The sequence below is a fragment of the Streptomyces sp. NPDC055013 genome, from assembly GCF_053608645.1.
Genome location: NZ_JBSGVW010000027.1, coordinates 1 through 13,467, shown reverse-complemented (window position 1 = coordinate 13,467; position 13,467 = coordinate 1). Strand labels below are relative to the sequence as shown.

Below are 13,467 nucleotides of genomic sequence, written 5' to 3'. Positions count from 1 at the left end.
GAAACCACCGACGAAAACCGTCGAGCACTCTTCACGTCAGGAGGACGTCATGACCGCCGGAGTCAACACGATCATCTACCCCGTCAAGGACCTGGACCGGGCGAAGGCCCTCTTCAAGGCCCTGCTGGGCACGGAACCGTATGCGGACGAGCCGTACTACGTCGGCTTCAAGGACGCCGGACAGGACGTCGGTCTCGACCCCGACGGACACGCGAAGGGCATGACCGGCCCGGTGCCCTACTGGCACGTCGACGACATCAGGACGGCCTTCGCCGCCCTGTTGGAGGCGGGTGCCGAGGCGCTGCAGGAGGTCCACGACGTCGGTGGCGGCCGGCTGATCGCCTCAGTGAAGGACGCGGACGGCAACCTCGTCGGGCTGCTTCAGGACCCGACCGGCTGAGACCCGCCCCGAAGCAGGCCGGGCGATTCCCTTGCGCACGCACTAGTTGCACAGGCAACAAATGGCCGGATCGGTGCTACCGTGCCAGGTATGGCAGTGAAGACGGCCGACGCCGGGCTCGAGGAACGGTGGCGGGACATCCTCTCCGTACACGCGCGCACGATGTGCGAGATCGACCGCGTGCTGCACCCGCACGGCCTGGGCGCGAGCGACTTCGAGGTGCTCGACATCCTCGCGTCGGCTGCCCCCAGGGAGGGCGAGCAGTGCCGGGTGCAGAACCTGGTCGGCCGGGTTCATCTCAGCCAGAGCGCACTGTCCAGGCTGATAGGGCGGCTGGAGAAGGACGGCCTGGTGGAGCGATCCGTCTGCGCCGAGGACCGGCGCGGCGTGTACGTCACCCTCACCCGCAAGGGGCGTGAGCTGCACGCCGAGGTACTGCCGCTGCAGCGGGACGCGCTGGCGCGCGTGCTGACCGCCTGAGGGCTGGACGTCGGACGACGATTGACAGGCCTCCGGCGCCGGGCCGTCAGATCACGAACTCGGTCCCGTCCGGAAGCACTTCCACGCCCGCCTCGGACACCTGCGCACGAGCCGCCGAGGCGGGGTCGAGCAGGGGATTCGTGTCGGTCAGGTGGGTGTAGATCCGGCGGGCGTGCGGGTGCCGGGCCAGGGCGGCGAGGCTGCCGGCCGGTCCCGAGACGGACAGCCGGCGCCTGGCCTGCGGTGTCTCGTCCGGCTCGAAGTGCGTGCCGTCCATGACGACGCAGTCCGCCGTCTCGATCAGGTCGTCCAGCATCGGGCTCCAGGTGCGCAGACGGGGCGCGTACACGAGGACGCCACCGGTCGCCAGGTTCTCGATGCGGTACGCCGTCACCCAGCGGTCGTCCGACGACCGGGCCGGTACGTACGCCGGCGGTTCACCACCGACGGGGTGGGCCGTGACAACCAGCCCGCCGGCCAGCACGAAGCCGCCCTCCGTCAGGCTGTCCGCCCAGTCCCACGGGTCGTGACGGTCGAGCGCCGCCCGCGCCGGGGCCAGGGCGGCGAGGACGGGTGGGGCGGCGTACGTCTTCAGTCCGGGCACATCACGCAGCACGGCCAGGCCCGCCACGTGGTTCGCCTCGGCGTCGGTCAGCAGCACTCCCCGTACGGGAGTGTGCCGCGGGCTGGGCCACAGGGCGGAGGCCGCGGTGAGCTGGGCGCGGATGTCGGGCGAGGTGTTCAGCAGCCACCAGTCGCGGGAGTTGCCGGTGACGGCCGCGCATTCCGGGCCGCGGGCGGGCAGCTTGCCGTCGCGGGCGGCGGCGCATCGCGCGCAGGCACAGTTCCAGCGTGGAAACCCGCCTCCGGCGGCGGTGCCGAGCAGGACGAACCTCAAGACGACCCCCCACCCTTCGCGCGTCGGCTCTTCCGGTGGGATCTTCCCTCTCCGTACGGCCGAAGCACCCCGGGGCGGGGAGCAGTTCCGGCCGACCTTCACGCGCCGTCCGGGGCGGTTCCGGGTGCCGTCAGTGGCGGCTGGGGTGGCACAGCGCGAAGGGGACGAGCGGCTGACGTGCCACTCGTCCCCTTCAGGTCTTCACTCGCCGTCGGCGCTGTATGGCCGCTCCTCGTCGGCGCTAGGGCCGCGCCAGCAGGGTGCGTACGCCCTCCGACGTCAGCGTCAGCGGGTGTGAGGAGCCGGCGTCTATGGTCAGGGCCAGGTCCTCGGACGGCCACTGCGAGGCGAGTGCGCCCAGCGGTACCAGGCGGTAGCGGGAGACGAAGGGCAGCAGCTCGGCCATCGCGGGCTCGGAGGTGAAGACGGGGACGACCGGCTCGCCGTCCGGGCGCTCGATGACCGGCAGCGCCACTGCGCCGGGGTCGACGGCGTCCTGCTCATTGGCGTCGTCGGGGACGGGGACGAGGACGTCGCTGCTTGCGAGCGTGTCCATCGCCGTCGCGTCCTCGCTGTTTCCGGCCAGCGCGTCCAGCGCACGCCGGGCCGGTGTGGCGGTGTCGTCGTTCGCTGGTGTCTCCATGACAGATCCCCTGGTAGCGGCGGTAGTGCGGGCCGCCCGGGACGTGATCGACCCTGGTGCGGTTCTGCTCGCGTACCCGATCCGGACCGGAGCATTCCTATCGCCGTCCAGGGGATGGGAATGCTGGTCAGAGGGCCCTAGTCAGGGGAAACACCCGGCGGAGCAGTCAGGGGATCAACGGAATGTGGTCGGACGGCTGCCCCAGGCGGTCGCAGCCGACGCGGCGTGCGAGGGGCTCGGCCATGCTGGGGCCCACGTGGGTCCAGTACGTGGCCGCGTCCCGGAAGTAGCGCTGCATCCGCTCGCCGTCGCGCGCGTGCCGGGAGCCGGCGGTGCGGAAGAGGCTGCCCTGGAGGACGTCCCAGGTCATGCGGCCCGCGTTCAGGAACATGAGGGCGAGGCCGTTGTCCTCGAGCGCGTCCCAGCACCCACGCTCCGCCAGACGCGCCCTCTCCTCGGCCCACGCCTCGGGCTGCCCCTCCACGAACAGCAGGTGATCCACCAACATCCACAGCGCCGTCTCGCCCCCGAACATCGCGGGCCGCCGAAGCGCGTGGTTCAACTGCTCGACCAGGTAGGCGTGGATCTCGTGGGCAGAGGCCGAGGCTCTGGATGCGGTCATGCCGGCAAGCCTCCCGCATCCGGAGCCCGGGACAGCCGACGACAGGGCAGAGCCCTCTCCTGGACGACGCCCCCACCTCCGTCGTCCGCCGCCACCCGGTACACGTGTGCACCCGGCGCACGCGTCACCGTCTCCGTCACGCTGCCGTCCGTGAAGAGAGTCCCTGTCCCGTCGTCCAGAGCCCACCCGGCGGGCAGCGCTCCGCCGCCCACCGCCGACCGATAGGAGGACCGGCGTCCCGGTTCGCTGTCGTAGTGCGGGCAGACCGAACCCGGCAGCAGCCCCAAGCCGTCCGGCAGGGAGGTCAGCGGGCCGAAGGAGTCGGTGTGGGAGGCCTCGCCCCAGCAGTTGGCGCCCGCGCTGATGCCGCACAGCAGGGTGCCGTGGTCGTAGGCCTCGCGCAGAAGGCGGTCCACTCCGTGTGCACGCCATACGGCGAGCAGGTTCGCGGTGTTTCCGCCGCCGACGTAGACCACGTCCTGCGCGAGCAGGTACGCGCGAAGAGCGTCGTCGTCGAGTGTCCGTCGGAACAGTGGCAGGACGGAGGGAGCGCAGGAGGAGCGCGTCCGGAACGCGGTCAGGAACCTCGCCGCGTACGGCGGTGCGTCCCCGCTCGCGGTGGGCAGAAAACAGACCCTCGGCCGGGGCGTGCGCGCGTGTCCGAGGAGCCAGTCGTCGAGCAGGCCGTCGTCCTCGGTGGAGAAGCCGCCGCCGAGGAGGGCCAGGCGGCGGGGCGGAACGTCGGGCACCGGTGGACCTCCTCGGGGCCGGGAAGTGTTCGGGAACGATGCCGTGGTCCGGGCGGCGAGCGCAATCGAGATTGGCCCTGCTCGCGCAGGGGGCAACCGTGCGCAGGCCGTCCGCACGCGGGTGGCCGGCCGGCGTCCGCGGCGGGCGAACAGTCGTAGCCTGAAGAGGTAAGGACAGGCTCCCGCCCTCGTGGGCGCGGGAGGCGGCGTATGCGGTACGACGATCGCAGGGCGGCCGGGCAGCTGCTGGCCGAGACGCTGGAGGAGTGGCGCAGCCAGGACGTGCTGGTGCTGGGGCTGCCGCGCGGCGGGATGCCCGTGGCGGCCGAAGTGGCCCGGCATCTCGGCGCCCCGCTGGATGTGCTGGTGGTGCGCAAGCTGGGCGTGCCCCGGCAGCCGGAGTGGGGGTTCGGCGCGATCGGCGAGCACGGTGTCCGCGTCCTCAACCAGGACGTGATCAGCGAGGCAGGGCTGGACCTTGCCGAGCAGAACGCCGTGGAACGAGCGGAGCGGGCCGAGCTGGACCGGCGGGTGAGCGAGTACCGGCAGGGCCGGGCCGCGCTGCCGGTCGCGGGGCGCGTCGCGGTCGTCGTGGACGACGGGCTCGCCACCGGCGCCACGGCCGAGGCGGCCTGTCGGGTCGTACGGGGCCAGGGCGCTGCCCGGGTCGTGCTCGCCGTGCCCGTCGGGCCCACTCACAGCGTCGCCCGACTGCGGCGGGTCGCCGACGAGGTGGTGTGTCCGCAGCCGTTGCGGGCCCTCGGCTCGGTGGGCGCCTGGTACCGGAACTTCGCCCAGACCTCGGACGCCGAGGTCACGTACCTGCTCGCCGAGGCCGCCCGCTCCACGCCCCGCTCCTCCACCGGGCGGTCCCCCGCGAGGGCACCCTCGTCACAGCGGAACCGGGAAGTGCTGATCCCGGCCGCGGGGGCCCGGCTGGGCGCACACCTGGTCGTGCCGGACGAGGCCCCGGCGGCCGTGGCGTTCGCCCACGGCAGCGGCAGCGGCCGGCACAGCCCGCGCAACCGCTACGTCGCCTCCGCCCTCAACCGCGCCGGCCTGGCCACGCTGCTGCTCGACCTGCTCAGCGACGACGAGGCCCACGACCGGCACAACGTCTTCGACATCTTCCTGCTCGCCCGCCGCCTGCACGCCGCGTCCCTGTGGCTGCGCAGTGAAACCGGCCTGCCCGTCGCCTACTTCGGGGCCAGTACAGGGGCCGCCGCGGCGCTGGAGGCCGCCGCGCTGTCCGGCTCCGGCATCCGCTCCGTCGTCTCCCGCGGCGGCCGCCCCGACCTGGCGACCCCGGCGGCGCTGACCCGTCTGCGGGCGCCGACCCTGCTCATCGTCGGCAGCCGCGACACCCAGGTGCTCAGCCTCAACCGCCTGGCCGCCGACCGGATGCACTGCGAGCACCGGATCGCCGTCGTCCCGGGCGCCACCCACCTCTTCGAGGAACACGGCACCCTCACCACCGTCGCCGAACTGGCCCGCGACTGGTTCACCGCGCACCTCGACCGGCCCACCGCGGGGGCGTCGCCGCGCCGGTCGCGGTAGCTACGAAGGTCCCCGCGCGGCTTGATTCGGTCGGTCCGGAGGCCCCGGTTCCACCCACGTCCGGGGTGATGGAGATTATGTGCAGGACATATGCCTGGACTCAGGATCCTGCACGGAGAGGGACTCCACGTGAGCGAACCGAACGGCCCCGTCTGCCCGGAGTGCGACACACCCCGGGCATCGGACGGAACTCCGGCCTGCTCCTGCGCCCGCCTCGCCTCCGACGCCCGCCGCGACGCGCGCACGGCCGAGGCGGCGGCAGCGGAGGACTTCGCTCCGCTGCGGATCCGACCGTTCGTGGAGCTGGGTCACGATGCCGGGGTGGCGGACCGGGCGACGGCGGGCGAAGTGCCGTCACGTTCAAGGGACTTGGAGATATCGAGCGACTTGGCGACACAGGGGGACGCCGGGGACGCGGGCGACGACCCCACGTCCCCTGTCCCCGCTCCCACCTCCGCGGACCCAGCACCCGTGGAGACCCCCGCCCCCGGCGCGGAAGCCCCGCAAAGCCCCCCACGCAAGCGCCGCCCCCTACTGATCGCCGGAGCGGGAGCCACCATGGTCGCCCTGGTGACCGGTGCCGTCCTGGGCGGACTCCACCTCTACGACAGCCCCTCCCGGGCCAGGGCCGCGTCCGACGACGTGAGGGCGCCCGTCCCGGACAGCTCCACCGAGGACGGCACATCCCCCGAGGGCCAGTCCGCCGCCACGGCCACCGCATCGCCGGCTTCGAGCCCGACGTCCTCGCCCGGTACGCCCCCGGCCGGCAGCCCGGCAACCCCGACCGACTCCTCCACCACCCCGATCGCGGCCTCCTCCGGTGGCGGCGCCGAAGGCGGCACCGCCACCCCCGAACCCACCGCTCCGGAAGGTCAGCCTCCGGTCCTCCGCCTCGGCGACCAGGGGCCGGAAGTCACCGAACTACAGCAGCGCCTGCGCGAGATCGGCCTCTACTCCGGGGACACCGACGGCAGCTACGACCGCGGGGTGGAAGGCTCGGTCCGCACCTACCAGCTCACACGAGTCGTCCTCAGCGACGAGTCCGGCGTCTACGGCGAGGCGACCCGTGCCTCCCTGGAATCCGAGACCTCGGAGCCGTGACCACCCGGGGTGGCCGGGCGTTGCGGGTGACTCAGGCCGTCTCCCGCAGCAGTTCGGCGACCGTCGTCACCCGGATCAACGGCCGGTACAGGTCCAGGACGTGCAACGCCTTGGCGTGCGAGTCGTCGTCCGCGCCCGCGCAGGCATCGGCGACGACCAGCACCTCGACGCCCGCGTCGGCGGCGGCCAGGGCGGTCGACAGGACGCAGCAGTCGGTGCTGACGCCGGCCAGGACGAGGCGGCCCTCCGAGGTGGCGCGTCGCGCGAGTTCAGGGGCCCACTTCCCGAAGGTGGCGGCGTCGAGGACGTGCCGTGCGTGAGGCGCGAACTCGGATGTGAGCTGCCAGAGTTGAGCGTCCGGCGGTTGCCGGGCGAAGGGCCATTGTTCGTAGTACGCCCGCCAGGCACCCGTCGGGCTCTCGGATGCCACGAATCGGGTGAACGTGACCCGGTCCCCGAAGGCCGGCAGAAGCCGCCGTACGCCCGCTGCCGCTTCGGCGAATCGCGGGGTGGCCCAGGGGCTGTCGGGGTCGGCGAAGACGCGCTGCATGTCGATGACGGTGAGCAGCCCCGTGGTCATGCGGTCTTCGCCCCCTCGTCCGCCGTGGGGCTCGGTGCCTGCGCCTCCTGGGCACGGACGCGTCCGCGACGCAGCACCAGGGTGCCGAGGAAGCCGAGGGCGAGGGCCGCGAGGACGCCGAGGTTGGCGTAGGCCCAGGAGCCGCTTCGGCCGCCGAGGCCCAGTGGGGTCAGCAGATAGCCCTGCCAGTCCAGCCAGTTCGCCGTCGAGTTGGTGACCAGGCCCCATCCGAGGGCGGTGGCGGTGAGGGTCAGGAGGAGCGGGGTGAGCGGTACGTCGCCATAGCGGCCGCTCGGGCGGTAGAGGTCGGGTTCGTCGTAGTCGCGGCGGCGCAGGGTCAGGTCGGCGAGCATGATGCCGCACCAGGCGGCGATGGGGACGCCGAGCGTGGTGAGGAAGCCCATGAACGGGCCCAGGAAGTCGTCGGCGACGAACACGATGTAGATCGAGCCCACGATCATCAGGACGCCGTCGACGAGCGCGGCCACGTAGCGCGGCACGCGCAGGCCCGCCGACAGCAGGGCCAGGCCGGACGAGTAGATGTCGAGGACCGCGCCGCCGACCAGGCCGAGGACCGCGACGACCGCGAACGGGACCAGGAACCAGGTCGGCAGGATCGTCGTCAGCGCGCCGATCGGGTCCGCGGCGACGGCCGCGCCGAGCTTGCTGGACGAGCCGGCCAGGAGGAGACCGAAGACCAGCAGGAGCAGCGGCGCCAGCGAGCCGCCGAAGGCGGTCCAGCCGATCACGCCGCGGCTCGACGCGCTGCGTGGCAGATAGCGGGAGTAGTCGGCGGCCGCGTTGACCCAGCCGAGGCCGAAGCCGGTCATCATGAAGACGAGTGCGCCGATGAACTGCTGGGCGGAGCCCGTGGGGACGGCGCTGACGACGGACCAGTGGATGTCGTCGGCGACGAGGACGACGTAGACGACGGTGAGCACGCCGGTGACCGCGGTGATCACGGTCTGCAGCCGCATGATCAGGTCGAAGCCCATGACCCCCACGACCACGGTCAACGCGGCGACCAGGACGAGGGCGACCACCTTGGTCTCGGTGCCACCGCCCCAGCCGAGCCGTCCGAAGACAGTGGCGGTGGCCATGGTCGCGAGGGCGCAGAGCACGGTCTCCCAGCCGACGGTCAGGACCCAGGAGATCACCGAGGGCAGACGGTTGCCGCGCACCCCGTACGCGGCACGACCGAGGACCATCGTCGGCGCGGATCCGCGTTTTCCGGCCACGGCGACGAACCCGCACAGCAGGAACGAGAAGACGATGCCGACGACTCCGGCGACCAGCGCCTGCCAGAAGGAGATTCCGAAGCCGAGCGCGAAGGCTCCGTAACTCAGGCCCAGGATGGACACGTTGGCCCCGAACCAGGGCCAGAACAGGGTGCGTGGCGTGCCTTTGCGCTCGGCGTCGGCGATCACGTCGAGGCCGTTGGTCTCCAGCTGGAGTGTGCGCCTCGCGGGCCGGCCGTCGAGTGGGTCCGGGGATGTGATCATTCCGGCATCGTCGCACCGCTTTTCCCGCCGCGGAACACCGTCTGCCGGTGTCCGTCGCGCTGGTTGCCATGCGACAGTCACTCATCCGAGTGGCTCTTGGTGTACCCCGTGCGTTCCGAGGGTGATGTTCATGTGACAACAGCACCCACTGCAACAGGAGTACGAATGCGTATTCGCACCGCACTTGCTGCCACGGCCCTCGGAACCCTGGTCGTCTTCGGCGGCGCCGCCGCTGCCCACGCCGATGTCGACGACCAGAGCAGCTTCGGCGTCGGCAGCCAGGAGAACCAGGGCTGGCAGGAGCCCACGTTCAACGACCAGGGCGGCGCCGCCTTCGGCAGTGAGGGCAGCCAGGCCCAGGACCAGGGGGCGGGCTTCGGTGACGCCGAGGGCGCCGTGGACTCGTTCCTGCAGTAGCCAGGGGTAGCCGACGAGGACGTCTCGCATGCGTGTCGCGCACGAGGCGTCCTCGGCCCTTGTCGCCCCGCAGGCCCGCCGCAGCGCCCGGGTGCGCTGGCGGGGCGGCGAGCTGATTCAGCCCAGCTTCTTGAGCAGTTCGACGGCGAGCGGGGCGGCGGAGGACGGGTTCTGGCCGGTGACCAGGTTGCGGTCGACGACCACATGCGGAGCCCACGGCTCGCCCACCTGCACCTGCACGCCGGCCTCGGTGAGCCGGTCCTGCAGCAGCCACTTGGCCTTGTCGGCGAAGCCGGCCTGGGTCTCCTCGGCATTGGTGAACGCGGCCACCCGGTATCCGGCGAAGGTGTTGGCGCCGTCGGCCTTGGTGGCGGCGAGCAGCGCGGCCGGGGCGTGGCAGACGACACCCAGCGGCTTGCCGCTCTCCAGCGCGAGGGTCAGCAGCCTGCCGGACTCGGCGTTGACGGACAGGTCCTCCATCGGGCCGTGGCCGCCGGGGTAGAACACGGCGGCGTAGTCGTCGAGGTCCACGTCCTCCAGCCGGACCGGCTGCCGCAGCTCCGCCATCGCGGCGAGTACGGCGGCGACCCGGTCGGCGTTCTCCTGACCGTCGTTGAACTCGGGCGCGAGGCTGCCCTTGTCGACCGGCGGGACGACTCCGCCGGGCGTGGCCACGACGACCTCGTGCCCGGCGGCCGTGAACGCCTCGTACGGGGCGACGGCCTCCTCGGCCCAGAAGCCGGTGGGGTGCTTGGTGCCGTCGGCCAGCGTCCAGTGGTCGGCGCCGGTCAGCACGAAAAGGATCTTCGACATGGGGGCTCTTTCGAGAGACGGTGAGTCGATGTCCCGACGGTACGCACCTGGTGCCATTGGAATCCAATAGGCTCACACATATGAGACATAGGAATTCCGATGAGATGGAGGAGAGCTCCCAGCTCAGCGGTTCGGCCTCGGTGGATCTCAACCTGTTGCGCACGTTCCTGGCCGTCTATCGCACCGGCTCCTTCACCGCCGCCGCCCGTGTGCTGGGCCTGTCGCAGCCGACGGTCACCACACAGATCCGCACGCTGGAGCGGCAGCTGGACAGGGAGCTGTTCCAGCGTCTCGCACGCGGCGTCGCCCCCGCTCCCCACGCGGACGAGCTCGCCTCCCGGATCGTCGAGCCGCTGGACGCCCTCGCCACCGTCACCGGGCCGGGCGGATCGGCCGACGTCCAGCCGGCCGAGCCGGTGCATCTCGCCGGTCCGGCCGAGCTGCTGACCCACCGCGTCATGCCGACGCTCGCGCCGCTGGTCGACAAGGGCGTGCGGCTGCGCGTCACCCCGGGCCTGACCGAGCCGCTCCTGGAGGAGCTGCGGGCCGGTCGCCACGACCTGGTCCTGTCGACGTACCGGCCGCGTGGTCGCGCCCTGGCCTCGGTGCCGCTGATGGACGAGGAGTTCGTGCTGGTCACGGCTCCCTCCTGGGCGGAGCGCATCGGCGGACCGACGCGGATCGCGACAGCCGGCCCCGCCGCGCTGCACGGCGTGCCGCTCGTCGCCTACGCCGAGGACGTACCGATCGTGCGGCGCTACTGGCGTCATGTGTTCGGCAAGCGTCTGGTGTGTCACCCGGCGGTCACGATGCCCGACCTGAACGCAGTCAGGGCCGCGGTGACGGGCGGGGCCGGGTTCAGCGTGCTCCCCCGTTACCTGTGCGCCGCCGAGCTGGCGTCGGGCGCGCTGGTCCTGCTGCACGACCCGGACGATCCGCCGATCAACACCGGCTTCCTCGTCCAGCGCCCGGGCTCGTCCGGCAGTGCCCATGTCGCGCTGGTCCGCGACCACCTGCTGGGATGCGCGCGGGACTGGTAACCGCGCGAAGTTCAAAAGGCGTTGGCACGCAGCGCACGGGTGCGCAGCGCCAGCAGGGCCTCGAACCGGAAGCGCGGGTCCGCGAGCCGGTCACCGAACAGCTCCTCCAGCTGGCGCAGCCGTTTGCGGGCCGTCTGCGGATGGATGCCCAGCGCCTGGGCCACCTCCGGAGCCGTACGTCCCCAGGACATCAGCAGCGCGTCCAGGGTCTCGGCCAACCGCGTGGCTCTTCCCTGGGGCAGGTCGGTGAAGACGCCCAGCACCCGCCGGCCGAGCAACTGACCGATGGGGGCGCTGCGGAGCAGGTGCAGCTCCGCCAACTCGTCGTCGACGCGCAGGAAGACACCGTCGGCCGGTTCACCGCCCGGCACCGTCGGCTGCTCCGCACGGCGGTCGAGGGCGAGGCGGGCGCACTGCAGGGACAGCCACGCCTCGTGCACGGGAACCGCCGGGCCCACGACGGTGACACGCCCCCGCGCGGCGGCCCGCACCCGTTCGATCAGCCCGCCCGTCTCCGGTTCGGGCGCGATCAGGACGATGTCGCTCCCCCGGTTCACGGAGAGCAGTTCACCGTCTGCGCCGGGCACGGAGAAACGCCCCGCCGACCGCACCACCACACAGGCGACGGCACCCGGCAGCGTCCAGCGGGCACGCTCGGCCAGCGGTCCCAGCGGTGCGCGCTCCTGGCCTCTCGGCGGCTCGAGCAGCCGCTCCACCAGGGTCCGGCGGGCGCGCTTCACCTCGCCCTCCGAGCGCGACTGGGCCGCGAGGAACCCTTTCACCGACTCGTTGGACAGGGCGTTGATGTGGACCAGCACGGCTTCGTGCAGCGTCAGGACGGTCTCGGGCGGCAGCGAGGCCTCCTGCACGATCTCGGCGTACCGCCGGCTGCCCACGCGCGCACCGACGCGGAAGGCGGCCTGGAGCCCGTCCGTCGTGCGGCCGTTGAGGAACTCGACACGGCCCAGGTGCCGGAAGTGAAGGACGTGATGGTCCTGCGGGCTGTCGGGGTGCTCGATCAGCTCCGCGAACTGCCGTACGGCGCGCCGGATCGACTCGGTGAGGTCGCGGCCGACGGCGGAGTCGAGCGAGCGGCGATAGGCGGGCACCTCGTCACGGATCGCGCGGGTCATGTCGGTGACGATGCTCTCGGCCCGGGAACGGATCAGCGCGGCCAGTACCTGCGGCAACTCGTGCCAGGGCTGACGCGAGAACGTCTCGGCCTGTGACGTCATCGAGGTGGCTCCGTCCCGGGCGGCGGACTTGTCGTGGGTGGCCGGCGGTGGCGGGCACGGGGACTGCTCCCGGTGAGGGGCAGCCCGGGAAAGGTGTCACGCCCATGACATCTTTCTCCTCCCGTCCGCGGCTCTCCTGGTCGACTCCCCGCGGGCGACGCGAGTGTGGATCCGACGTTACGCGCCAGTAGCTTCCATGTCTCGCCCTTGTGACAAGGCTTCACACGCTCCTGACCAAACCCCTTGTGACCAGGCCTCACGGATGCGCTGGCGCTCCCCACGACCTAGCGGAGGAGACCTCCTCATGCGTACCCGCAGACTTCGGCGCACCCGACGCCGACGCCTTCTGACCGCGTCCCTGGCCGGGCTCACCGCGGCCGTCTGTATCGGCGTGACCGGTGTCGACCGGTCCCAGGCGGCACCGGACACGAGCGACGCCGTGCCGGTGGCCGCGGCCGATCCGGTCGGCCCGCCCCAGGACGACTTCGCGTCGGCGTTCAGCTATTCCCTCGCCCACCCGACGGCCGTGCCCTTCGGCGCCAACGACTTCACCTGCCGCCCCGGAGCCGCGCATCCGCGACCCGTCGTCCTCGTGCACGGCACCATGGAGAACCGCTACGACAACTGGGCGGCACTCGCCCCGCGGCTCAAGGAAGCCGGGTACTGCGTCTTCGCGCTCAACCACGGCGGCAGTTCCGGAGCCCTCCTCGGCACCGGCGACATGGCTGTCTCGGCCCGGCAGTTGGCGGACTTCGTCGACCGGGTGCTGGCCGCCACCGGCGCCGCGAAGGTGGACCTGGTCGGGCACTCGCAGGGCGGCATGATGCCGCGCCACTACATCAAGAACCTCGGCGGCGCGGCCGAGGTCGACAAGCTCGTCGCCCTCACCCCGTCCAACCACGGCACCACGTTCTCCGGTCTCGGCCTGCTCGCCCTGGCCGTCCCCGGCGGCGACGAGCTCCTCGGAGTGAACTGCAAGGCGTGCAGCCAGCAGCTCATCGGCTCGGACTTCCTCCGGAACCTCAACGCGGGCGGCGAGACCGACCCGGACATCACCTACACGGTGATCACCACCCGGTACGACGAGGTCGTCACCCCCTACACCTCGGCCTATCTCGACGCCGCCCCGAACGTCACCAACATCAAGCTCCAGGACCTGTGTCCCGCCGACCTCACCGACCACGTCGCCATCAGCTACAACGCCCTGGCCACCCGCCTCGTCCTCAACGCCCTCGACCCGGCCCCAGGCGGTGAACACCCCGGCCCACTGGGAGGGCTTGAGCCTGAGATAGCTGGACGGGCTCGGCGCGGCCACCGCCGTCAGCGCGGGCAGATGGGCGAGGTGACGACGCGGACGAGGGCGACGGCTCGGAGGGTGTCGAAGTAGCGGTCCCTGGCCGGGGGCTTGGGCCGCGGATCCGGGCCTGTGT

The 13,467-nt window shown here is 72.0% G+C and carries 14 protein-coding genes and 2 pseudogenes; 7 read left to right on the top strand and 9 right to left on the bottom strand.

Features of this window, described 5'->3' with window-relative positions; genetic code table 11:
- The first annotated feature begins 49 nt into the window (after positions 1-49).
- Together ACWGDB_RS28380 and ACWGDB_RS28375 are read left to right on the top strand one after the other, a co-directional pair.
- Positions 50-400: a VOC family protein gene (locus ACWGDB_RS28380; RefSeq protein WP_453825021.1), complete on the top strand. Its 351-nt coding sequence runs from the start codon at positions 50-52 to the stop codon at positions 398-400.
- 90 nt (positions 401-490) lie between these two features.
- On the top strand, positions 491-880 hold the full coding sequence (locus tag ACWGDB_RS28375; RefSeq protein ID WP_453825020.1) for a MarR family winged helix-turn-helix transcriptional regulator: 390 nt from the start codon (positions 491-493) through the stop codon (positions 878-880).
- A gap of 46 nt (positions 881-926) precedes the next feature.
- On the opposite strand, the gene pqqB is transcribed toward ACWGDB_RS28375, so the two are convergent.
- The 4 genes from pqqB to ACWGDB_RS28355 form a co-directional block, all read right to left on the bottom strand.
- Positions 927-1,778, bottom strand: coding sequence for a pyrroloquinoline quinone biosynthesis protein PqqB (gene pqqB, locus ACWGDB_RS28370; protein WP_453825019.1), 852 nt, complete (start codon positions 1,776-1,778; stop codon positions 927-929).
- 241 nt (positions 1,779-2,019) lie between these two features.
- Positions 2,020-2,421 (bottom strand): SseB family protein, encoded by a 402-nt coding sequence (locus ACWGDB_RS28365; protein ID WP_453825018.1) that lies wholly within the window; start codon positions 2,419-2,421, stop codon positions 2,020-2,022.
- 166 nt (positions 2,422-2,587) lie between these two features.
- Positions 2,588-3,043 carry a hypothetical protein gene (locus ACWGDB_RS28360; RefSeq protein ID WP_453825017.1) on the bottom strand — a complete coding sequence of 152 codons (456 nt, stop codon included), beginning with the start codon at positions 3,041-3,043 and terminating at the stop codon, positions 2,588-2,590.
- A complete protein-coding gene (locus ACWGDB_RS28355) occupies positions 3,040-3,792 on the bottom strand; it encodes a Type 1 glutamine amidotransferase-like domain-containing protein (protein WP_453825016.1) in 753 nt (250 codons plus the stop codon). The genes ACWGDB_RS28360 and ACWGDB_RS28355 overlap by 4 nt, the downstream gene beginning before the upstream one ends.
- 210 nt (positions 3,793-4,002) lie before the next feature.
- Between ACWGDB_RS28355 and ACWGDB_RS28350 the strand changes: the two genes are divergently transcribed.
- Positions 4,003-5,349, top strand: coding sequence for a phosphoribosyltransferase family protein (locus ACWGDB_RS28350; protein WP_453825015.1), 1,347 nt, complete (start codon positions 4,003-4,005; stop codon positions 5,347-5,349).
- A 129-nt stretch (positions 5,350-5,478) separates the two neighbouring features.
- Positions 5,479-6,450 carry a peptidoglycan-binding protein gene (locus ACWGDB_RS28345; RefSeq protein ID WP_453825014.1) on the top strand — a complete coding sequence of 324 codons (972 nt, stop codon included), beginning with the start codon at positions 5,479-5,481 and terminating at the stop codon, positions 6,448-6,450.
- Between the two features lie 31 nt (positions 6,451-6,481).
- On the opposite strand, the gene ACWGDB_RS28340 is transcribed toward ACWGDB_RS28345, so the two are convergent.
- Both ACWGDB_RS28340 and ACWGDB_RS28335 read right to left on the bottom strand, forming a co-directional pair.
- The gene (locus ACWGDB_RS28340; protein ID WP_453825013.1) at positions 6,482-7,030 is read right to left on the bottom strand and encodes a cysteine hydrolase family protein; all 549 of its coding nucleotides are present in this window, start codon (positions 7,028-7,030) and stop codon (positions 6,482-6,484) included.
- Positions 7,027-8,532 carry a purine-cytosine permease family protein gene (locus ACWGDB_RS28335; protein ID WP_453825012.1) on the bottom strand — a complete coding sequence of 502 codons (1,506 nt, stop codon included), beginning with the start codon at positions 8,530-8,532 and terminating at the stop codon, positions 7,027-7,029. Before ACWGDB_RS28335 ends, ACWGDB_RS28340 begins: the two co-directional genes overlap by 4 nt.
- Positions 8,533-8,697: 165 nt before the next feature.
- On the opposite strand from ACWGDB_RS28335, the gene ACWGDB_RS28330 reads away from it, so the two are divergent.
- Positions 8,698-8,949 carry a hypothetical protein gene (locus tag ACWGDB_RS28330; protein WP_453825011.1) on the top strand — a complete coding sequence of 84 codons (252 nt, stop codon included), beginning with the start codon at positions 8,698-8,700 and terminating at the stop codon, positions 8,947-8,949.
- A 117-nt stretch (positions 8,950-9,066) separates the two neighbouring features.
- Here ACWGDB_RS28330 and ACWGDB_RS28325 read toward each other — a convergent pair whose 3' ends face one another.
- Entirely contained in the window at positions 9,067-9,762 is a 696-nt protein-coding gene (locus tag ACWGDB_RS28325) for a type 1 glutamine amidotransferase domain-containing protein (RefSeq protein WP_453825010.1), read from the bottom strand.
- Positions 9,763-9,842: 80 nt separating this feature from the next.
- On the opposite strand from ACWGDB_RS28325, the gene ACWGDB_RS28320 reads away from it, so the two are divergent.
- Complete coding sequence (locus ACWGDB_RS28320; protein ID WP_453825009.1) at positions 9,843-10,802, top strand: LysR family transcriptional regulator; 960 nt, start codon at positions 9,843-9,845, stop codon at positions 10,800-10,802.
- Between the two features lie 11 nt (positions 10,803-10,813).
- Here ACWGDB_RS28320 and ACWGDB_RS28315 read toward each other — a convergent pair whose 3' ends face one another.
- Positions 10,814-12,037 carry a helix-turn-helix domain-containing protein gene (locus ACWGDB_RS28315; RefSeq protein ID WP_453825008.1) on the bottom strand — a complete coding sequence of 408 codons (1,224 nt, stop codon included), beginning with the start codon at positions 12,035-12,037 and terminating at the stop codon, positions 10,814-10,816.
- 304 nt (positions 12,038-12,341) lie between these two features.
- Between ACWGDB_RS28315 and ACWGDB_RS28310 the strand changes: the two are divergent.
- Positions 12,342-13,280: pseudogene (locus ACWGDB_RS28310) on the top strand (esterase/lipase family protein); the annotation flags it as partial.
- Here ACWGDB_RS28310 and ACWGDB_RS28305 read toward each other — a convergent pair.
- Positions 13,275-13,379: pseudogene (locus tag ACWGDB_RS28305) on the bottom strand (hypothetical protein); the annotation flags it as partial. The pseudogenes ACWGDB_RS28310 and ACWGDB_RS28305 overlap by 6 nt on opposite strands.
- Positions 13,380-13,467: the final 88 nt, after the last annotated feature.